Annotated in this window: 18 protein-coding genes; all 18 read right to left on the bottom strand. The window is 65.1% G+C overall.

Features of this window, described 5'->3' with window-relative positions; genetic code table 11:
- Positions 1-164: 164 nt before the first annotated feature.
- Positions 165-908, bottom strand: a complete 744-nt coding sequence (locus AC1DXX_RS10695) for an MlaA family lipoprotein (protein ID WP_478134160.1) — start codon at positions 906-908, stop codon at positions 165-167.
- 26 nt (positions 909-934) lie between these two features.
- A complete protein-coding gene (mlaD, locus tag AC1DXX_RS10690; protein WP_478134159.1) occupies positions 935-1,426 on the bottom strand; it encodes an outer membrane lipid asymmetry maintenance protein MlaD in 492 nt (163 codons plus the stop codon).
- 37 nt (positions 1,427-1,463) lie between these two features.
- The gene (gene mlaE / locus AC1DXX_RS10685) at positions 1,464-2,246 is read right to left on the bottom strand and encodes a lipid asymmetry maintenance ABC transporter permease subunit MlaE (RefSeq protein WP_478134158.1); all 783 of its coding nucleotides are present in this window, start codon (positions 2,244-2,246) and stop codon (positions 1,464-1,466) included.
- Positions 2,243-3,103 (bottom strand): ABC transporter ATP-binding protein, encoded by an 861-nt coding sequence (locus tag AC1DXX_RS10680; protein ID WP_478134157.1) that lies wholly within the window; start codon positions 3,101-3,103, stop codon positions 2,243-2,245. Before AC1DXX_RS10680 ends, mlaE begins: the two co-directional genes overlap by 4 nt.
- A 65-nt stretch (positions 3,104-3,168) precedes the next feature.
- Positions 3,169-4,647, bottom strand: a complete 1,479-nt coding sequence (locus AC1DXX_RS10675) for a glutamate synthase subunit beta (RefSeq protein ID WP_478134156.1) — start codon at positions 4,645-4,647, stop codon at positions 3,169-3,171.
- Between the two features lie 38 nt (positions 4,648-4,685).
- Positions 4,686-9,440: a glutamate synthase-related protein gene (locus AC1DXX_RS10670; RefSeq protein WP_478134155.1), complete on the bottom strand. Its 4,755-nt coding sequence runs from the start codon at positions 9,438-9,440 to the stop codon at positions 4,686-4,688.
- 185 nt (positions 9,441-9,625) lie between these two features.
- Entirely contained in the window at positions 9,626-10,321 is a 696-nt protein-coding gene (locus AC1DXX_RS10665) for a transposase (protein ID WP_478134154.1), read from the bottom strand.
- A gap of 68 nt (positions 10,322-10,389) precedes the next feature.
- The gene (locus tag AC1DXX_RS10660; protein ID WP_478134153.1) at positions 10,390-11,271 is read right to left on the bottom strand and encodes a class I SAM-dependent methyltransferase; all 882 of its coding nucleotides are present in this window, start codon (positions 11,269-11,271) and stop codon (positions 10,390-10,392) included.
- Positions 11,268-11,843, bottom strand: coding sequence for a DUF1415 domain-containing protein (locus tag AC1DXX_RS10655; protein ID WP_478134152.1), 576 nt, complete (start codon positions 11,841-11,843; stop codon positions 11,268-11,270). Before AC1DXX_RS10655 ends, AC1DXX_RS10660 begins: the two co-directional genes overlap by 4 nt.
- Positions 11,840-13,096 (bottom strand): MFS transporter, encoded by a 1,257-nt coding sequence (locus AC1DXX_RS10650; protein ID WP_478134151.1) that lies wholly within the window; start codon positions 13,094-13,096, stop codon positions 11,840-11,842. The genes AC1DXX_RS10655 and AC1DXX_RS10650 overlap by 4 nt, the downstream gene beginning before the upstream one ends.
- Entirely contained in the window at positions 13,093-14,223 is a 1,131-nt protein-coding gene (locus AC1DXX_RS10645) for a deoxyguanosinetriphosphate triphosphohydrolase (RefSeq protein WP_478134150.1), read from the bottom strand. The genes AC1DXX_RS10650 and AC1DXX_RS10645 overlap by 4 nt, the downstream gene beginning before the upstream one ends.
- Positions 14,224-14,284: 61 nt before the next feature.
- On the bottom strand, positions 14,285-15,394 hold the full coding sequence (gene aroB, locus AC1DXX_RS10640; RefSeq protein ID WP_478134149.1) for a 3-dehydroquinate synthase: 1,110 nt from the start codon (positions 15,392-15,394) through the stop codon (positions 14,285-14,287).
- A gap of 34 nt (positions 15,395-15,428) precedes the next feature.
- On the bottom strand, positions 15,429-15,977 hold the full coding sequence (locus AC1DXX_RS10635; RefSeq protein ID WP_478134148.1) for a shikimate kinase: 549 nt from the start codon (positions 15,975-15,977) through the stop codon (positions 15,429-15,431).
- Positions 15,978-16,000: 23 nt separating this feature from the next.
- Positions 16,001-18,151 (bottom strand): type IV pilus secretin PilQ, encoded by a 2,151-nt coding sequence (locus AC1DXX_RS10630; RefSeq protein ID WP_478134147.1) that lies wholly within the window; start codon positions 18,149-18,151, stop codon positions 16,001-16,003.
- A complete protein-coding gene (locus AC1DXX_RS10625; RefSeq protein WP_478134146.1) occupies positions 18,148-18,687 on the bottom strand; it encodes a pilus assembly protein PilP in 540 nt (179 codons plus the stop codon). Before AC1DXX_RS10625 ends, AC1DXX_RS10630 begins: the two co-directional genes overlap by 4 nt.
- The gene (locus AC1DXX_RS10620; protein WP_478134145.1) at positions 18,684-19,361 is read right to left on the bottom strand and encodes a type IV pilus inner membrane component PilO; all 678 of its coding nucleotides are present in this window, start codon (positions 19,359-19,361) and stop codon (positions 18,684-18,686) included. The genes AC1DXX_RS10625 and AC1DXX_RS10620 overlap by 4 nt, the downstream gene beginning before the upstream one ends.
- A gap of 6 nt (positions 19,362-19,367) precedes the next feature.
- On the bottom strand, positions 19,368-19,988 hold the full coding sequence (locus tag AC1DXX_RS10615) for a PilN domain-containing protein (RefSeq protein WP_478134144.1): 621 nt from the start codon (positions 19,986-19,988) through the stop codon (positions 19,368-19,370).
- Complete coding sequence (locus tag AC1DXX_RS10610; RefSeq protein ID WP_478134143.1) at positions 19,985-21,064, bottom strand: pilus assembly protein PilM; 1,080 nt, start codon at positions 21,062-21,064, stop codon at positions 19,985-19,987. Before AC1DXX_RS10610 ends, AC1DXX_RS10615 begins: the two co-directional genes overlap by 4 nt.
- Between the last annotated feature and the right edge of the window lie 394 nt (positions 21,065-21,458).

Below are 21,458 nucleotides of genomic sequence, written 5' to 3'. Positions count from 1 at the left end.
GTCCCTCAAAATTTGAAAATCGACGAAGCACCGAGTCGCCACCGGCGGCTGAAGCGCTACGACAAGAACGGATTCGACCGGCCCCAGGCCGACCGGGTTCCTGAAGCGGAGGTGAAGCCTTGCAACCGGATGCAAGCGCTTCATCGTCCACTTCCGCCGTCCTCTTACTTTCCGCCGCCGTCGTCCGGCGGGTTGTTTCCGGCGCCATCGTCCGGCGGATTGCCGTCGTAGACCTGGCTGCGGCGACGCTGCAGGAATGCATCGCGCGTGAACGAATACTTGTCGAGTGCCGCCTCGCCGAGCAGCCGGCTGGCGCGCAGATACTGCGAGCGCGTATCGACGACGCGCAGGACCGTCAGCGAATTCCGCCAGGCCACGTCCTCCATGTGCCCCAGCGGGTCGCCATACATGTCCACCGGACGCGCCGCGGTGTCGCGCAGGGTCGAGGAGCCCAGGAGCGGCAGCACGACATACGGGCCGGCGCCTACACCCCAGTAGCCCAGCGTCTGGCCGAAATCTTCTTCGTGGCGGGGGATTCCCGCTTCGGTGGCGACGTCGAGCAGCCCGCCGAGCCCGAAGAAGGTGTTGACGTTCAGACGCATGAAGGTCTCGGCGCTGCCTTGCAGCTTGAGCTGCGCCACGTTGTTGGCAAAGTTCCAGACATCGCCAAGATTGCCGAAGAAGTTGTTCACCCCCGTGCGGACCATCGAGGGCAACGCGCGCTGGTAGGCCGTGGCCGCCGGCACGAGCACTGCGTCATCGACCGTGTCGTTGAAACGCGTGACGCCGCGGTTGAAAGGCTCGAACGGATCGGCCGGATTGGCATTGGGCCCCGTGGCGCATCCCGCCACAACAGCCAGAACGGTAGCGGCACCCATCCAGCGGGCGCCATTAGCTATGTTTTTCATAGCATTCGACGAAGAGAAACGTGTTTTCATTTTTTGTTGGCGGTTCCCGGCGTCGAGGCATTTCCCTCGGCCGCCTTGCTATAGAGGAACTGGCTGATCAGGTTTTCCAGCACCACGGCCGATTGGGTCGCGGTGATGGTGTCGCCGGGTTGCAGGTTCTTCTCCTCGGCGCCCGCTTCGATGCCGATGTACTGCTCGCCGAGCAGGCCACTGGTCAAAATCTTGAGCGAGCTGTCCTTGGGAAAACTGTAACGGTTTTGCAATGCCAGCGTGACGTCGGCCTGAAAGGCCTTGTCGTTGAACGCGATGGATTCCACACGTCCGACCACAACACCGGCGCTCTTGACCGCGGTCTGGGGCTTGAGCCCGCCGATGTTGTCGAAACGTGCGGTGACCGTGTAGGTCTTCTGGAAATTCAGGCTCAGCAGGTTGGCCGACTGCAGCGCGAGGAACAGCAGTGCCGCGCCGCCGATCATCACGAACAGGCCGACCCAGATGTCGTTGTTGGAACGTTGCATGGTTTGCACTCTCTAGAACGATTGGAGCAATGCCCCTTTAGATACTGAACATCATGGCGGTGAGCAGGAAGTCGAGCCCGAGCACCGCGAGCGATGCCATGACCACCGTGCGCGTCGTCGCGCGCGACACGCCCTCGGGCGTGGGCTGGGCCTCGTAACCCTGCAGCAGCGCAATGAAGGTCACGGTGAAGCCGAACACGATGCTCTTGACCACGCCGTTGCCGACGTCGCGCCACACGTCGACGCCGCCCTGCATCTGCCCCCAGAACGCGCCAGGGTCGACGCCCAGCATCAGCACGCCCACCACGTAGCCGCCCATGATGCCGACCGCGCTGAACACGGCGGCCAGCAGCGGCATGGCGATCACGCCGGCCCAGAAGCGCGGCGCAAGGATGCGCTGCACCGGGTCGACCGCCATCATTTCCATGGCACTCAACTGCTCGTMGGCTTTCATGAGCCCGATCTCGGCAGTGAGCGATGTTCCGGCCCGGCCGGTGAAAAGCAGGGCCGCCACCACGGGCCCGAGTTCGCGCACCAGGCTCAGCGCGACCAGCAACCCGAGCGCCTCGGAAGAACCGTAGCGCTGCAGCGCGTAGTACATCTGCAGGCCCAGCACGAAGCCGACGAACAGTCCCGACACGCCGATGATTGCGAGCGAGTAGTTGCCGAGGAAATGGACCTGGTCGCGCACCAGGCCGAAGCGGCGCATGATCTGTGCGCCGGGACCGACAAGGCGCATGAAGAGCTTGGCGCCATGGCCAAGACTCGCCAGATGGCTGCGCACCGCAAAGCCGGCGTCGGCGGGCTTCCACCAACTCATGAGCGCCCTCCTTCCACATTGCCGAAGTCGTCCTCGATGCTGACGCCGGGATAGTGGAAATGCACGGGCCCGTCGGGTAGCGCGTTCACGAACTGATGCACCAGCGGGTCGGTGCTTTCGCGCACTTCGCTCGGCGTGCCTTGCGCGGCGATGCTGCCGTTGGCGAGGATGATCACGTGGTCGGCAATCCGGAATGTTTCTTCGAGATCGTGCGACACGACGAGGCTGGTCAGCCCGAGCGTGTCGTTGAGCTGGCGGATCAATCGCGCTGCGGTGCCGAGCGAAATCGGATCGAGGCCGGCGAAGGGCTCGTCGTACATCACAAGATCGGGGTCGAGGGCAATCGCACGGGCCAGCGCCACGCGCCGCGCCATGCCGCCCGACACTTCGCTCGGCATCAGGTCGCGCGCACCGCGCAGGCCCACGGCGTCGAGCTTCATGAGGACCACGTCGCGCACCAGCGCTTCGGACATCTGCGTGTGCTCGCGCAATGGAAAGGCCACGTTGTCGAACACGCTCATGTCGGTGAACAAGGCACCGAACTGGAAGAGCATGCCCATGCGGCGCCGGGCCGCATAGAGCGCCGCGGTGTCGAACTTGCCGACGTCGTGGCCGTCGAAGAGCACTTCGCCGCGCTGCGCCCGCTGCTGTCCGCCGATCAATCGCAGCACCGTGGTCTTGCCGCCGCCCGAGGCGCCCATCAGGGCCGTGACCTTGCCACGCGGGACGGTGAACGAGACGCCGTCGAGGATCGCGCGCGCGCCGTAGCCGAACGTGACGTCGCGGAACTCTGCGAATGATTGTGGCTGTGCGGCTGGGTCCATCTCAATAAAAAAGCCGGGCGCCTTTTCAGGCATCCCGGCATGCGGTTTCCGCGAATGATAGCGGGGCCGCGGCCGGCCTCGCCAAATTGAAACAAAATTCAGCGCGGCAAATCGCTGAATCCCATCAGGAATTCATCCACCGAGCGCGCGGCCTGGCGGCCTTCGCGAATGGCCCATACCACCAACGACTGGCCGCGGCGGATGTCACCCGCTGCGAACACCTTCGGCACGTTCGTGGCATAGCCGCCGATGAAATCGACCGTTGCCTTGGCGTTGCCGCGCGCATCCTTTTCGACGCCGAAGGCATCGAGGATGTTGGCCACCGGGCTCACGAAGCCCATCGCCAGCAGCACGAGGTCGGCCTTGAGGATCTGCTCGCTGCCGGCCACTTCCTGCATGCGGCCGTCTTTCCACTCGACGCGCACGGTCTTGAGGCCAGTGACCTTGCCCTTTTCGCCGATGAACTCCTTGGTGGAGATCGCGAACTCGCGCTCGCAGCCTTCCTCATGGCTGGAGCTGGTGCGCAGCTTGATCGGCCAGTAGGGCCAGGTCAGCGGGCGGTTCTCTTCCTCGGGCGGCTGCGGCATCAGTTCGAACTGCGTGACGCTGATTGCGCCATGGCGATTGCTGGTGCCCACGCAGTCGGAGCCGGTGTCGCCGCCGCCGATGACGATCACGTGCTTGCCGTCGGCGCGCAGTTGGCCCTTGACCTTGTCGCCCGCGTTGACACGGTTCTGCTGGGGCAGGAATTCCATGGCGAAGTGAATGCCGTCGAGATCGCGGCCGGGCACCGGCAGGTCGCGCGATTGCTCGGCACCGCCCGTGAGCAGCACGGCGTCGAATTCCTTCTGAAGCTGTTCCGGCGTGACGATTTCCTTGGCCAGGTTGGTGACCTTGGAGCCCTTGCCCAGCGGATCCTTCGCGGCACCGACGATCACGCCCGTGCGGAAGGTGACGCCCTCGGCCTTCATCTGCTCGACGCGGCGGTCGATGTGGGTCTTCTCCATCTTGAAGTCGGGGATGCCGTAGCGCAGCAGGCCGCCGATGCGGTCGTTCTTCTCGAACAGCGTCACGTCGTGGCCGGCGCGCGCGAGCTGCTGCGCAGCCGCCATGCCGGCCGGGCCCGAACCCACCACGGCCACCTTCTTGCCGGTCTTGTGCTTGGCAACGCGCGGCGCCACCCAGCCTTCGTCCCAGGCGCGGTCGATGATCGCGTGCTCGATCGACTTGATGCCGATCGCGTCGTCGTTCACGTTGAGCACGCAGGCTGCCTCGCAAGGCGCGGGACAGATGCGGCCGGTGAACTCCGGGAAGTTGTTGGTCGAGTCGAGCACCGCGAAGGCGTTCTGCCAGTCGTTGCGGTACACGAGGTCGTTGAAGTCCGGAATGATGTTGTTGACCGGGCAGCCGCTGTTGCAGAACGGCGTGCCGCAGTCCATGCAGCGCGCGCCCTGCACCTTGGCCTGCTCGGGCGTCAGGCCGACGACGAATTCCTTGTAGTGCTTGACGCGCTCTTCGATCGGCTTGTAGCMCTCTTCAATGCGCTCATGCTCCATGAAGCCGGTGATCTTTCCCATCGTGCTTTCCTTTGTTCTCTCTGCGTTCTCGTGGGCGCTCAGACCGAAGCCGGCGCGGTCTGCGGTGCGGGCGCCAGCGCGTGCGGCTCGAGGCCCACGTGCGCGTTGTTGCCGCTGCTCGTCAGCTCGACCTTGCGGTCGTGCAGTTCGGCGAGGGCGCGCTTGTATTCGTTCGGGAACACCTTGACGAACTTGGTGCGCGACACGGCCCAGGTGTCGAGCAGTTCGCGCGCGCGCTTGCTGCCGGTCCAGCGGTGGTGCTCTTCGAGCAGCTTCTTGAGCTGGGCCTCGTCGGTTTCGCCCCCGTGCCAGATCTTGCGATGCACGCTCGCAATCTGCTCGGCCGAGGTCAGCACCTTGTCGAGCGACACCATCGAGAGGTTGCAGCGCGTGGCGAACTGGCCGTCTTCGTCGTAGACGAAGGCGACACCGCCGCTCATGCCGGCCGCGAAGTTGCGGCCCGTCTTGCCGAGCACAGCCACGGTGCCGCCGGTCATGTATTCGCAGCCGTGGTCGCCGGTGCCTTCGATGACYGCCGTCGCGCCCGACAGGCGCACCGCGAAACGTTCGCCGGCCACGCCGCAGAGGTAAGCCTCGCCGGTGGTCGCGCCATACAACGCCGTGTTGCCGACGATGGTGTTGCGAACGGCTTCGCCGCGGAAGTCGAGGCTCGGACGCACCACAACGCGGCCACCCGACAGGCCCTTGCCGGTGTAGTCGTTGGCGTCGCCGATCAGGTAGAGCGTGATGCCGCGTGCCAGGAAGGCGCCGAACGACTGGCCGCCCGTGCCTTCGAGCTGGATGCGGATCGAGTCGTCGGGCAGGCCTTGCGGATGCACCTTGGTCAGTGCGCCCGACAGCATGGCGCCCACCGAACGGTTGACGTTGCGCGCCACCTCGATGAACTGCACCTTCTCGCCCTTGTCGATGGCGGGACGCGACTTCTCGATGAGCTTCACGTCGAGCGCGCGCTCGAGGCCATGGTCCTGGTTCTCGACATGGAAGCGCGCCACGTCGGCCGGCACGTTCGGCAGCGCGAACAGACGGCTGAAATCGAGGCCCGCGGCCTTCCAGTGCTCGATGCCCTTGCGCGTGTCGAGCAGGTCGGCGCGGCCGATCAGGTCGTCGAACTTGCGGATGCCGAGCTGGGCCATGATCTGGCGCACTTCTTCCGCAACGAAGAAGAAGTAGTTGACGACGTGCTCGGGCTTGCCCGAGAACTTCTTGCGCAGCACCGGGTCCTGCGTGGCCACGCCCACCGGGCAGGTGTTGAGGTGGCACTTGCGCATCATGATGCAGCCCTCGACCACCAGCGGCGCGGTGGCGAAGCCGAACTCGTCGGCGCCCAGCAGCGCGCCGATGGCGACGTCGCGGCCGGTCTTCATCTGGCCGTCGGCCTGCACGCGGATGCGGCTGCGCAGGCGGTTGAGCACCAGCGTCTGCTGCGTCTCGGCCAGGCCGATTTCCCACGGGCTGCCCGCGTGCTTGATCGACGACCAGGGCGATGCGCCCGTGCCGCCGTCATGACCCGCGATCACCACGTGGTCGCTCTTGCACTTGGCGACGCCGGCCGCGATGGTGCCGACACCGATTTCGCTCACAAGCTTGACGCTGATGCTCGCGTGCGGCGCGGCGTTCTTCAGGTCGTGGATCAGCTGGGCCAGGTCTTCGATCGAATAGATGTCGTGGTGCGGCGGGGGCGAAATGAGGCCCACGCCCGGCACCGCATAGCGCTGCTTGCCGATGTACTCGGTGACCTTGCCGCCCGGGAGCTGGCCGCCCTCGCCCGGCTTGGCGCCCTGCGCCATCTTGATCTGGATCTGGTCGGCCGAGTGCAGGTACTCGGCGGTGACGCCGAAGCGGCCCGACGCGACCTGCTTGATGCGCGAACGCAGCGAGTCGCCGTCCTTGAGCGGCAGGTCGACTTCGACGTTGGCCGTGCCGATCACGCTCTTGAGCGTGTCACCCTGCTTGATCGGGATGCCCTTCAGTTCGTTGCGGTAGCGCGCGGGGTCTTCACCGCCTTCGCCCGTGTTGCTCTTGCCGCCAATGCGGTTCATGGCAATCGCGAGCGTGGCGTGCGCCTCGGTGCTGATCGAGCCGAGCGACATGGCGCCGGTGGCGAAGCGCTTCACGATTTCGGAAGCCGCTTCGACCTCGTCGACCGGAATGGCCTTGGCCTGATCGATCTTGAACTCGAACAGGCCGCGCAGCGTGAGGTGACGGCGGTTCTGGTCGTTGATGAGCTGCGCGTATTCCTTGTACGTGTTCCAGTTGTTGGCGCGCGTGCTGTGCTGCAGCTTGGCGATGGCATCGGGCGTCCACATGTGCTCTTCGCCGCGCGTGCGCCAGGCGTATTCGCCGCCGGCGTCGAGCATGTGGGCCAGCACCGGGTCGTCGCCGAACGCGGCCTTGTGCATGCGGATGGCTTCCTCCGCGATCTCGAAGACGCCGATGCCCTCGACGCGGCTGGCGGTGCCGGTGAAGTACTTGTTCACGGTCTCGGTGTTGAGGCCGATGGCCTCGAACAGTTGGGCGCCGCAGTAGCTCATGTAGGTGCTGACACCCATCTTCGACATGATCTTCGACAGACCCTTGCCGATGGCCTTGACGTAGTTGTAGACCGCCTTGTCGGCGCTCAGGTCGCCCGGCAGGTCGGCGTGCATGGCCGCCAGCGTCTCCATCGCGAGGTAGGGGTGCACGGCTTCCGCGCCGTAGCCTGCCAGCACGCCGAAGTGATGCACTTCGCGGGCCGAGCCGGTTTCGACCACGAGGCCGGCCGTGGTGCGCAGGCCTTCACGCACCAGGTACTGGTGAACGGCCGACAGCGCCAGCACGGCGGGGATCGCGACTTGCGTCGGGCTCACGCCGCGGTCGCTCACGATCAGGATGTTGTGGCCGCCCTTGATGGCGTCCACCGCTTCGGCGCACAGCGACGCCAGCTTGGCTTCGACGCCCTCGTCGCCCCAGGCGAGCGGATAGGTGATGTCGAGCGCGTAGCTCTTGAACTTGCCCTGCGTGTACTTGCCGATGTCGCGCAGCTTCGCCATGTCGGCGAAGTCGAGAATCGGCTGGCTCACTTCGAGCCGCATCGGCGGGTTGACCTGGTTGATGTCCAGCAGGTTGGGCTTGGGCCCGATGAAGGACACCAGCGACATCACGATCGCCTCGCGGATCGGGTCGATCGGCGGGTTGGTCACTTGCGCGAACAACTGCTTGAAGTAGTTGTAGAGCGGCTTGTTCTTGTTGGAGAGCACGGCCAGCGGGCTGTCGTTGCCCATCGAGCCGATGCCCTCTTCGCCGGCCTGCGCCATCGGACTCATCAGGAACTTGATGTCTTCCTGGGTGTAGCCGAAGGCCTGCTGGCGGTCGAGCAGCGCAACCTGGCTGAGCGGCGCGGAGACCGGCTCGGCCTTGACGCTGTCGAGCTTGATGCGCAGGTTCTCGATCCACTGCTTGTAGGGCTTGCTGTTGGCGAGGGTGGCCTTGACCTCCTCGTCGTCGATCATGCGGCCCTGCTCCAGGTCGATCAGGAACATCTTGCCGGGCTGCAGGCGCCACTTGCGCACGATCTTCTGCTCGGGCACGGGCAGCACGCCCGATTCCGACGCCATGATGACGAGGTCGTCGTCGGTCACGCAGTAGCGCGAGGGACGCAGGCCGTTGCGGTCGAGCGTGGCGCCGATCTGGCGGCCGTCGGTGAACACGATCGAAGCCGGGCCGTCCCACGGTTCGAGCATGGCGGCGTGGTATTCATAGAACGCGCGGCGACGCGGGTCCATGGTGGCGTGCTGCTCCCAGGGCTCGGGAATCATCATCATCACGGCCTGGCTGATCGGGTAGCCGGCCATCGTCAGCAGCTCGAGGCAGTTGTCGAAGGTGGCGGTGTCGGACTGTCCGGCGAAGCTGATCGGGTAGAGCTTCTGCAGGTCGGCGCCGAGCACGGGCGACGACATCACGCCTTCGCGCGCCTTCATCCAGTTGTAGTTGCCCTTGACCGTGTTGATTTCGCCGTTGTGGGCGACATAGCGGTACGGGTGGGCCAGCGGCCACTCGGGGAAGGTGTTGGTCGAGAAGCGCTGGTGCACCAGGCCCAGGGCCGAAACGCAGCGCTTGTCCTGCAGATCGAGGTAGTAGGTGCCAACTTGATCGGCGAGCAGCAGGCCCTTGTAGACCACGGTGCGGCTCGACATGCTCGGAACGTAGTATTCCTTGCTGTGCTTGAGCTTCAGGCGCTGGATGTTGGCGCTGGCGGTCTTGCGGATCACATAGAGCTTGCGCTCCAGCGCGTCCTGCACGATCACGTCGTTGCCGCGGCCGATGAAGACCTGGCGCAGCAGCGGCTCCTTGGCGCGGACGGTGGGCGACATGGGCATGTCGCGGTTGACCGGCACGTCGCGCCAGCCCAGCAGCACCTGGCCTTCGGCCTTGATGGCACGTTCCATTTCCTGCTCGCAGGCTTCGCGGGAGGCATGCTCCTTCGGCAGGAAGATCATGCCGACGCCGTATTCACCGGGGGGCGGAAGCGCGACGCCCTGCTTGGCCATCTCCTCGCGGTAGAGGTGATCGGGCAGCTGGATCAGGATGCCGGCGCCGTCGCCCATCAGCTTGTCAGCGCCCACTGCGCCGCGATGGTCAAGGTTTTCGAGGATCTTCAGGCCCTGCAGCACGATGGCATGGCTCTTCTCGCCCTTGATGTGCGCCACGAAGCCGACGCCGCAGGCGTCGTGCTCATCGGCACCGGAATACAGACCGTGTTTTTGAAGATATTCGATCTCGGCAGCCGTCGTCATGGCGCACTCCTTCAGTTTTCGCAGGGAAAGGGAGCATATTGCGATGCACAAAGAATGCCAAACACTTTAATAGGGGTCAGATTCTCATTAAATCCCGAGTTTTATGATCGGAATTAAATTGGGGACATATTAAAAAGGATAGCAAAAGATGCAGCCGACATATCGGGCAGGCAGCTTTTTTCAGTTCAGGAATTGGAACCGGAGGGGGGTCGTCCAGCCTTGGCTTTGACCACACGGCGTTCAGTCGATTTTTGCAACGAGTCCAGAAAATCCACATCACCCGCCGCCCAGCCCCTCAAGGTGGCCTCGGTCAGTGCCGACTGATCGGCCGCCCGCACCCCGGAGCGCACCAACTCGACATACGCAGCCTCGCGCGCGAACGGCGTGTTGCCGAGCTCCCAGTACAACGGATGCGGCGTCAGCAGCTTGTCGTGCCGCAAGCCGGCGTAGTGCCCATGGCTGGACCACGGGTAGTCGCGCGCGTCGGCCACCATGCCGGCGCGCACGGGATTGAGGTCGATGTAGGCCATGCAGGTCATCAGGTAGCGATCCGTCTGGATCAGCGTCGACCTGTAGCGCCCCTCCCACAGGGTGCCGCTGCGGCCATGGCGGTCGTTGAAGTAGCGCACATAGCTGCGCCCCACCGACTGCATGAACTGCGGCAGGCCCGTTGTGCTGTCGGGCGTGGCCAGCAGGTGGAAATGGTTGTCCATCAGCACGTAGGCGTGCAGCGCAATGCCGAAGCGCGCAGCGTTGTCGGCCAACAGGCCGAGCAGGCGCTCGTGGTCCGCGCGATCGACAAAGATCGGCTGGCGGTTGTTGCCGCGCTGGATCACATGGTGCGGCATGTCGGCCAGCGTGAGACGGGGTAGACGGGCCATGGTGTGAAGTGACGCGCAGGCGCCTATCCTAAGCCGCGCATCCGCCGGCGGGCGCGGCCACTTGGGACTCAGTTCAGGCGAAACCGCGTATCGCCCAGCGCATCGAGCCCGAACTGGGAGAGCAGCTCGCCCAACCGCGTCGCCGCGCCCGCCTTGCGCTGCCCGGTGTAGCGCGCCAGGATCAGCTCGTTCTTCATGCTGTGCTCCCAGCCCACCAGCTCGGTCACCGTGACGCTGTAGCCATTGGCTTCGAGGTAAAGGCAGCGCAGCACGTTGGTGAGCTGGCTGCCGATTTCCCGCGTGTGCAGCGGATGGCGCCAGAGTTCGGCGAGCGGCGTGCGCGACAGGGCCAGCGCCTTGGTTTCGCGCAGGCACGCGGCCACCTCCGCCTGGCAGCAAGGCACCAGCACCATGCAGCGCGCCTTCTTCGCGAGGCCGAAGGCGATGGCATCGTCCGTGGCGGTGTCGCAGGCATGCAGCGCGGTGACGACATCGATCTGCGCCGGCAATTCGCTCGCCTGCGCCGATTCGGCCACGGTGAGATTCAGGAACGACATGCGGCCGAAGCCCAGTTGCTGCGCCAGCGCCCGCGAGCGCTCGACCAGCTCGCTGCGCGTCTCGATGCCATAGACGTGGCCGCCCTGGCGCCCGCGGAAGAACAGGTCGTAGATGATGAAGCCGAGGTAGGACTTGCCTGCACCATGGTCGGCCAGCGTGGCCTCGGCGCCCTCGCCCGGCAGTTCACGCAGCAGTTGCTCGATGAACTGAAACAGGTGGTAGACCTGTTTGAGCTTGCGCCGCGAGTCCTGGTTGAGCCGGCCCTCGCGCGTGAGGATGTGCAGCTCCTTGAGCAGCTCGATGGACTGGCCCGGGCGCAGGACTTCGGCCAGCTCCGCGTCGGCCTTGGCCGCCTTGTTCGTCTTCAGGGCCTTGGCCGCATGTGCATTCATGATCGGGCACTCCCGGGACCCACGTCGAGCGCGGCCCAGCCCGCCGGGCCCAGCGCCTCCAGCGTCTCGATGTTGCGTTCGAAGATCGCCTCGGCGTCGGGAAAGGCCTCGACCGCACGGCTCACGCTGTCCTCGCGCAGCAGGTGCAGCGTGGGATACGGTGCGCGATTGGTCGCGTTCGTGATGTCGTCCGGCTCGGTGCCGCCGAACTGGAACTGCGGATGAAAGCTCGCCAGCTGGAACACGCCGTCGAAGCCCGCGCGAGCGAGCTTGCGTTCGGCACAGGCCGTGAAGTCGTTGAAATCCAGAAAATCAGCCAAGGTGTTGGGTGCTATCAGCAATGTGGTGTCGCGCACGGAGGCATCGAGCGCGGCGAGTTCGTTGGCCTCGGCAAGGAGCATTTCGATCAACGCGGTGTCTTCGGCGGGCAGGTGCACGGCAAAGTGGATCTGTGCCTTCACATGCACCGCCTTGGCGAACGGGCAGAGGTTGAGTCCGATCACCGCGCGCTCGAGCCAGCGTCGGGTATCGGCTTCAGCCTGAATGGCTTCGATTGTCGCCGCGCCGGTCATGCCACCTCCGCCACAGGGCGTATTCGCCCGAGGTGCCGTGCGACCGCCATGCCGGCCAGCGAGCAGGCCAGCGTGGCCGTCCAGGTCCAGTGCCAGCCGCCGACGCGATTCGCGACCCACGCCACTGCGGGCGGCGCCAGGAACTGCCCCAGCGAAGAGGCCTGCTGCATGAGCCCGACCGTGGTGGAGACAGTGGTGGGGCCGGGCGCCAGCCGAACGCCGAGCAGAAACAGGGTGGCCGGCACCATGCCCCCACCAAGCGAGAAGGCGCAGACCGCGATATAGCGAAGCACGGGGGGCAGGCCCAGGGCATCGGTGCCCTGCCCCATTTGCGCAAAGGCGGCCAGGCCGCCCAGCGCCATCGTCAGAAAACCCAATTGCAGCAAGCGTTCGGGTGCCACGCCGCGCTGCAGCCAGCGGCCGCCCGCGATGTTGCCGACGATGTTCATCGCGGCCGCGAGCGCGGTGAGCACGGCATTCCAGCCGGCTGGCACGCCCGCACCCGCATAGATGGCCGGCAGGAAACCGATCACCGCCATCCACTGGGCCGAGTACACGGCAAAGGTCAGCGCGATCAGCCAGGGCGCGCGCGCGCCGATGGTGGCGCGCAGGCGCGACAACCATCCCCCAGTCACGCTACCCACCGCCCTGGAACGAATCCGATCTGCCGGCACAGCCGACCACAGCCAGAGCGCCGCGGCGGCCGACACGCCCGACAGCGTCCACCACCAGTCGGCCCATCCGCCCCAGGCGATCAGGGCAGGCCCCAGCAGCAATGCGAGGGCCACGCCGAGCGGCATGTAGGCGCCCCACAAGCCCAGCGCGGCCTTGTCCGCGCCCGACGGGGTCAATGCGCGGATCAGTCCGGGTCCGGGCATCACCGCCAGCAGAAAGCCGATGCCTTCGACAGCGCGCAGGACCAGCAGCCACCGCACCGCATGTTCGTCGCCGAAAAGGCCCGCGCCGACGGCGCCGCCGAGCAGGCTGGCCGCCGTCAGCACCAGGAGCCCGGTCAGCATGCTGCGGCGCAAGCCGATGGTGTCGGCCGCAAGCCCGGCCACCAGACCCAGCGTCATGCTCGCCACCTGCACCAGCGACAGCAGGAACCCCGCTTCGACCAGTCCGATGCCGAGCGAGGCCTGCAAGGCCGGTACGGCAGGCGGCAGCTTGCCCAGGTGCAATGCGGCACTGACACCGCCCAGCAGGACGGCGAAGGCGGCGGCAGGAACGCGCGGAGACGGATTCGAACTCATGCGATGCCCCGCCGGCCGGTCAGCCGCTCATGCTCGCGCATCGCAAAACGATCGGTCATGCCGGCGATGTAGTCGGCCACGGCCCGTTGCCGGTCGTGACGCTGGGCATAGGAGTCGGGCATTTCGGCGCCGCGCTCGAGGTAGGCCTCGAACAGCTCCCGCACCACCTGCTGCGCCTGGTCGGTGGTCTGCGTCACCTGCGGATGCCGATAGAGGTTGCGGAACAGGAACCGCTTGAGCTCGTCCGACTGCGCCTTCATGGTTTCGCTGAAGGCGACGATGGGCGGGGCGCTGCGCACGCCGTCCGCGTCGGTGGGCACCACCGCCTGGAGCGCGGCGCGCGTGGCATCGATCACGTCGTAGACCTGGGCGCTCAGCATGCGCCGGATGGTCTCGTAGAGGACGCGCCGGTCCTGCAGTTGGGGATGTTCGGCCATCGCCTCGCGGCGGTAGCGCTCGAACAGTTCCACTTCGGCGAGTTGTTCGATGCCGATCAGCCCCGAACGCACGCCGTCGTCGATGTCGTGCGCGTTGTAGGCGATCGCATCGGCCAAGTTGCAGAGCTGCGCTTCGAGGCCCGGCTGCGTGCGGTCCAGGAAACGCCGGGCCACGCCATTCGGCTCGGCCGCCTCCAGGCGCTCCGCGTTCGCGCGCGAGCAATGCTTGAGGATGCCCTCGCGGGTCTCGAAGCTGAGGTTCAGGCCGTCGTACTGCGGATAGCGGTGCTCCAGGGCATCCACCACGCGCAGGCTCTGCAGGTTGTGCTCGAAGCCGCCATGGTCGGCCATGCAGGCATTGAGCGCGTCCTGCCCCGCATGGCCGAAGGGTGTGTGGCCCAGGTCGTGCGCCAGGGCAATCGCCTCGACCAGGTCTTCGTTGAGGCGCAGGGCACGCGCGATCGACCGGCCCAGCTGGGCGACCTCGAGCGAATGCGTAAGCCGCGTACGGAACAGGTCGCCTTCATGGTTCAGGAAGACCTGGGTCTTGTAGACCAGCCGGCGAAAAGCCGTGGAATGCACGATGCGGTCGCGGTCGCGCTGGAAGGCATCGCGCGTGGGCGCGGGCGGCTCGGCATGACGGCGTCCGCGCGACTGCGCGGGGTGGCAGGCATAGGCCGCGAGATTCATGAGCGGACCTCCGCGCCTGGCGCTGCGGTGCGCGCTTGCTCGGGGCGGCCCAGCGCTGCGCTCATCCCGCGCAGCACTGCGCGAGCACCTCGCGCACCAGCGCATCCGGCGCGCTGCTGACCGCGGCGGAACCGGGCTTGTCGATCACCACGAAACGGATCTCGCCGGCTTCCGACTTCTTGTCGACGCGCATCAGCTCCAGGTAGCGTTCGGCGCCCAGCGCCGGCCCGACGATCGGCAGGCCGGCGCGTTCGATGAGGCGCGTGAGCCGCGCCACAAAGGCTGCGTCGACGCCTCCAAGCCGCTGCGACAGATGCGCCGCCATGACCATGCCGCAGCCGACCGCTTCACCGTGCAGCCATTCRCCGTAGCCGAGGCCCGATTCGATCGCATGGCCGAAGGTGTGGCCGAAATTGAGGATCGCGCGCAATCCCGTCTCGCGTTCGTCCTGGCCGACCACCAGGGCCTTGATCTCGCAGCTGCGCTTGACGGCATAGGCCAGGGCGGCCGGATCGCGGGCGACCAGTGCATCGATGTTCGTCTCGATCCAGTCGAAGAAGCCCATGTCGTGGATCGGGCCGTACTTGATCACCTCGGCCAGGCCCGCGCTGAGTTCGCGCGGCGGCAGCGTCTGCAAWGTACCCAGGTCGCAGACCACGAGCTGCGGCTGGTAGAACGCGCCGATCATGTTCTTGCCGAGCGGGTGGTTGATGGCCGTCTTGCCGCCGACCGACGAATCGACCTGCGCCAGCAATGTGGTCGGCACCTGGACGAAAGGCACGCCGCGCATGTAGCTGGCGGCGGCGAAACCGGTCATGTCGCCCACCACGCCGCCGCCCAGGGCGAACAGCACGGTCTTTCGGTCACTGCCGTGGCCGAGCAGCGCATCGAAGATCAGGTTCAGGGTCTGCAGGTTCTTGTGCACTTCGCCGTCGGGCAGCTCGAGGAGGTGCACGGTGCGGAAGCGCTTCACCAGCGCGGCGCGCAGGGCCTTGGCATAGAGCGGGGCGACCGTGGTGTTGCTGACGATCAACGCACTGGCCGCCGCAGGCGTCGCGGCAAAGCTCTGGGGATCGTCCAGCAGGCCGGCGCCGATCAGGATCGGGTAGCTGCGATCGCCAAGCTGGATGTCGACGCGTTCTGGCGGTGCGGAAAGTACGGGCAATGGCATGGCAGCGAGTTTAGGCGCTGCGGCCTGGGCCGGCTCAGGCGGAGGGATCTTCGGGCCGGGAGCCCGGCGCGACGATGCCGGCGAGTTCGAGTTGCATCACGATGATGTTCACCAGCATGGCGATCGAGGGGCGGCCGGTGTCGACCACGTCATGGGCCGTCTCGCGGTAGAGCGGGTCGCGCGCGTCATGCAGCTCGCGGAGCCGGCCCAACGGGTCGGCCACCTGCAAAAGGGGCCTTTTGACATCGTGGCGCAGGCGCCGGAACAGGTCTTCGGGCGAGGAGCGCAGGTAGATCACGTGGAAGTGATCGCGCAGTTGGCGGCGATTGGCTTCCCGCAGTACGGCGCCACCACCGGTGGCCAGCACGCCCTGGGCGTTCGCGGCAAGGTCGGCAATGACCGTCTGCTCGAGATCCCGGAAGACCGTTTCACCCTCCCGCTCGAAGTAATCGCGGATCGAGCAGCCGATGCGCTGCTCGATCACGTGATCGGTGTCGATGAAAGGAAGGTCCAGCCGCATACCCAGGCGCCGGCCCACTGCGGATTTTCCGGCGCCGGGCAAGCCGACGAGTGCGACCGCCACGCGGTGGCTGCTACGCCCGCGCGTCAGCGCGCGGCGTTGCGGTCGGTAATCATCTTCGGAGTGATAAAGACGAGCATTTCGGTCTTGTTTGCAACGCGTTCGCGCTTGCGGAACAGTGCACCCAGGTAGGGCACTTCACCCAGCACCGGCACGCGCGACTCGTCATTGGTTTCGGTAAGTTCGAAGATACCACCGATGACGACCGTGCCGCCGTTCTCGACCAGCACTTCGGTCTGCACATGCTTGGTGTTGATGGCCGGACCTGCCGACGTGTTGACGCCGCGGGCATCCTTGCTCACGTCCAGGGTCAGGATGATGTTGCCTTCGGGCGTGATCTGCGGGGTGACTTCCAGCTTCAGCACCGCCTTGCGGAACGAGATGGAGGTTGCACCGCTGGAAGTCGCCTGCTGGTAGGGAATTTCTTCGCCCTGCTCGATCAGCGCCTTGGTCTGGTCGGCGGTGATGACCCGGGGGCTGGAAACCAGCTTGCCCTTGCCGTCGGCTTCGAGTGCCGAGATTTCGAGGTTCAGCATGCGCGAGAAGCTCGAATTGAAGAGCGAGATCGCGAAGTTGCCGGCTGCGTTGCCCGTGCCGCCTGCATCGCCTGCGGGCAGGTTGATGAAGTTGGAGTTGGTCCAGGTGGTGGTCGCCGTGTTCGCGCCGCCATTGGTGCCTGCGGTCACGGTAGGCATCATGCCCACGTTGCCAAAGGCGCGGTTCCCTGACGACGAGGCAAAGCGCTCTCCGGCGATACCGCCGCCCAGCCGCACACCGAGCGACTTGCCGAACGTATCGGACGCCTCGACGATGCGGGCCTCGATCAGCACCTGACGAACCGGGATGTCCAGCTTCTGGATCAGGTCGGCCACTTGTGCCAGGCGCGACGGGATGTCCGAAACGAACAACTGGTTGGTGCGCGACTCGGCGATCACGCTGCCGCGGGGGCTCAGGATGCGGGTGGTCGTGCCACCGCCACCGCCACCACCACCGCCAGCGCCCGTACCCGTCAGCCCTTGTGCAATGGCAATGGCCTTGGTGTAGTTGAGCTGGAACGATTGCGTGCGCAGCGGCTCCAGGTTCTCGATCGCCGCCTTGGCCTCGAATTCGAGCTTTTCCTTGGCATTGATTTCATCCTTGGGCGCAATCCACAGCACGCTGCCGTTCTTGCGCATGCCGAGGTTCTTCGCCTGCATGATGATGTCGAGCGCCTGGTCCCAGGGCACGTCCTTCAGCCGCAGCGTCAACGAACCAGTCACCGAGTCCGAGGTCACGATGTTGAAGTTCGTGAAGTCGGCAATCACCTGCAGCAGCGAGCGGATCTCGATGTTCTGGAAGTTGAGCGAGAGCTTCTCGCCGTTGTAGCCGACACCTTGCGTGAGCTTGGTCGGGTCGACCTTGCGGGCCCGGACTTCCACCACGAACTGGTTTTCGCTCTGGTAGGCGCTGTGCTCCCAGTCGCCCTTGGCCTCGATCGTCATGCGAACGCGGTCACCCGACTGTTGCGACGTGATCAATTGAACCGGCGTACCGAAGTCGGCCACGTCGAGGCGGCGGCGCAGGCCCTCGGGCAGCGTCGACTTGGTGAACTCCACCACGAGGTTCTTGCCCTGTTGCTTGACATCGACACCGACCTGGTTGTTCGGCAGATCGACGATGACGCGGCCCGTGCTGTCGGACCCGAGACGGAAGTCAACGTCGCGCAGGGGCAATGTGTCGCGATTGCGGTTTTCTGCAAAGACAGTGCCCGAGGATGCGGCAAGCGCCGCACCCGCCACGGGCTCGAGGATGACCAGCAGCGACTTGCCCTGGATCTCCGTCTTGTACGCCGTGGCCTGCTTGAGGTTCAGCACCACCCGGCTTCGCTCGCCGGCCTGCACCACGTTGACCGAGCGCAGGTTGCCCTGGTTCACTTCAATGGCCGAGCGCCCGATGGCATTCGTCACACCCGGAAAATCGAGCGCGATCCGCGCTGGCGTCTGGACGGCGAAGCCGGCCGGCGCCACCGTGAGCGGCTGCGCAAGATCGATCCGGATCACCTCGGCGCCGGATTGGGTCGAGCTGGTCACAGCCTCGATCGCATTTTGCGCATGGGCGACGGCAAGTGCACCGAAGGCCAGCAGACCCAGCCCGGCGGCGCGCAGCCACTGTGCCATCGTTGATTTTTTTTGGTTCATTTCGCACTCTCTTGCAGCTGCAATGTCGCCACGCGTTCGATCCATTCACCGGCAGCGTCTTGCACGATTTCACGCAAGGCGACTTCGGTTTCGTTGATACGGGTAATGCGCCCGTAATTGAGTCCCAGGTATTCGCCGACGCGCACCTTGTAGAGCAGCTTGTCGACACGGACCAGCGCCACCGGCTGGCCGTTGCGGTTCATGCTGCCGACCATGGCCATCGAATCGAGCGGGAAGGCCTCGAGCGATTCCTTGCGGCGTGCCAACTCGGGGGCAATCAGCTCGGAAGTGCTCGGCTGATTCGATTCGCGACGCAGTGCCTGCGTCAGTTTCAGCATGTTGAAAGGCTCGAAGGACGAGCCTTCGGTATAGGCCTGGGGCATGAATTTCTTGGGCTCGGCAATCGGCGGCACCGAAGGCTTCACCTGGGCGCGCTGCTCGACCATCCAGCGTTGCAGGTCTTCCTGCCCGGAATCGCAGGCGCTCAGGCCCAGCGTGGCCAGCACCAGCCACAGAACTTTGCTTGCCGCCCTCATTTCTTCGCCTTTGGCGCCGAAGCGCGTTTCTGGGCGGCCCGCTCGTCTTCATCGAGATAGCGGAAGGTGCGCGCGGTGGCATCCATCGTCAGCACGTCCTTGTCCTTTTGCGGTGTGATCGTCACGTTGTTGAGCGTCACGATGCGCGAGAGGCTGGCCACATCGGCGGCAAAAGCGCCCATGTCGTGATACCGCCCCGTGACGCGAACGGCAATCGGAAGCTCGGCGTAATAGTCCTTGACCGACACCTGGCCCGGCCGGAACAGTTCGAACTGGAGGCTGCGACCAAGCCCGGCCTGGTTGATGTCCGAGAGCAGCGCGTCCATTTCGGCCTTGCTGGGCAGTTGCTTCTCGAGCAAGGTCACGTACTGCTGCACCTGCTCGCGCTGCTTCTTCAGCAGATCGAGATTGGCCGCCTGCGCGACCTTCTTCTGGTAGTCGGCCTTGAGCGTCACTTCCTTGGCGCGCTCGCTTTCGAGTGCGTCGTTGGAATTGGTGAGCCAGACGAACCACAGCGCCACCAGCACCAGCGCGGTGACGGCCAGGCACAAGGCGTAGCGCGGCACCACCGGCCACATCGACGGATCGTTCGGATTGAGCCCGCGAAACTGGTCGCCGAAGCCCCGCAGTGCGGCGCCGACGTCTACTTTTTGGGAGGGGCGATTGCTTGCCATGATCGATTACCCCTTGGATTGCGCCGCCGCGGTCAATGCCTTCTCGGCAGCCGCTTTCTGGGCATCGGTCGGCCGTTTCAGGCCGATGCGCATCGTGAAATTCGCTACGCGGCGTTGATCGCGCTGACTCAAACTCACCAGCGTGGAAGTGATTTCGACCAGCTCCGGTTTCACCAGCCAAGGGCTGTTGTTGCCCAGATTGCGCAGCAGCTCCGAGACGCGCTCGTTCGACTGCGCCATGCCTTGCAGCGTGACGGTCTGGTTGTCCTGCTTCATGCTGGTCAGGTACACACCATCAGGCAGTTGCCGGACCAGTTCATTGAGCAAATGCACAGGCAGGTTGCGATCGCCCTGCAGGTCTTCGACCGCCTGTTGGCGTGCGCGCAGAGCCGCAATTTCGTCCTGCAGCGTCGAAATCTCCTTGATCTCGACCTCAAGCTTCTTGATCTCGGCCTGCAGGAAGCCGTTCTTCGATTGCTGGGCCGAAATCTGTGCCTCGAACCAGAGGTAGCCAAGGCCGGCGATCAGGGCGCCCAGCAGCGCAGCGCCGCCCAAAGTTCCATAGAAAGCTTCGCGACGCCGCTTGCGTGCAGCTTCGCGGTGCGGAAGCAGGTTGATCAGGATCACTGCAGGAACCTCCGCATGGCCAGACCGCAAGAGGTCAGATAGGAAGGCGCCTCGCGCCGAACCTTCTTCTCGCGAATGCCCGGCCCGAAATCCATGCCGTCGAACGGATTGACCAGCGAGCAGGCGAACGAGGTCTGACGCGTCACGGCGCTGGTCAGTCCTGGCAACGACGACGAACCGCCGGCCAGCAACACATAGTCGACGCGGTTGTGCGGCGTGCTCGTGAAGAAGAATTGCAGTGCGCGAGCGATTTCCTGCGCAATGCTTTCCACGAAAGGCTTGAGCACGCCCGAGCCGTAGTCGTCGGGCAGGTCGCCGCTGCGTTTCTTGGCTTCGGCTTCCTCGGCGGAAAAACCATACTGCCGGACGATCAGTTGGGTCAGCTGGGCGCCACCGAAAGCCTGATCCCGGTCGTACAGCACTTCCTGATTGCGTAACACCTGCATGCTGGTGGTGAACGCCCCCACCTCGAACAGCGCCACGATCGAATCAACGCCCTTGCCGGGCAGTTGCTCGATCAGGCGCGCGGTCGCAAGGCGCGAGGCATAAGACTCGACGTCGAGGATCATGGCCTTCAGGCCAGCCGCTTCCGCCAGGCCTTCGCGGTCCTGGACCTTCTCCTTGCGGGATGCAGCGATCAGCACTTCCACATCACCGGCGGACGTGGTGCTTGGCCCTGTCACGCAGAAGTCGAGGCTGACTTCGTCGAGCGAGAAGGGGATGTATTGATTGGCTTCGGACTCGACCTGAATCTCGAGCTCCTGCTCGCTCATGCCACCGGGAAGAATGATCTTCTTGGTGATCACGGCCGACGGCGGCAGCGCAAGCGCCACGTTGCGCGTCTTGGTGCCGCTCTTGCGCACGACGCGCCGGACGGCCTCGGCCACCTCGTCGAATTTCTCGACGTTACCGTCAGTGATCCAGCCGCGTTCCAGGGGCTCGATGGCGCAGCGCTCCAGAACCAGCTTGCCGCTGGCCTCGCGGCCGAGCTCGACCAGCTTGACGCTGGACGAACTGACATCCAGCCCAAGCAAGGGGGCGTTTTGACGACGAAACAATGATCCAAGAGCAGCCAAGTTAGGTCCCTCTCCCCCTGTATTTGTAACCAATAGAAAAATATGCGTACGGTTGCACTCTAGCAGCAGGCGTAGCGGCAACCAAGCAACCCGGGGGGCCAAAACGGACAATCGTTGTCAAAACCTGACGTCAAAGCCGCATTCTGTAACTTTTGGATTAGGAGTGCACGGGGTAACAAAGATCGGATCGCGCCGGAGATGCGGCTTTTTATAATGTCCGGTGACTCTCCGGGCCTCCATGCAAGAAACTTCACGCCCCAAAGGGCCAGCCAAGACCCCTCCCCCCGCACGCCCAGCCTGGCTGAAATGGCTGCTGCGCTTCGTATTCTGGGGGCTCGGCATCGTTGCGGCCAGCGCGCTGGCGGTGCTGTGCGTGGTCGCTGTGGCCCTGGCG

The sequence above is a fragment of the Variovorax sp. P4_B10 genome (assembly GCF_056402375.1).
Note: the sequence above shows the minus strand (reverse complement) of the source record. Positions and strands in the feature narration are given on the sequence as shown.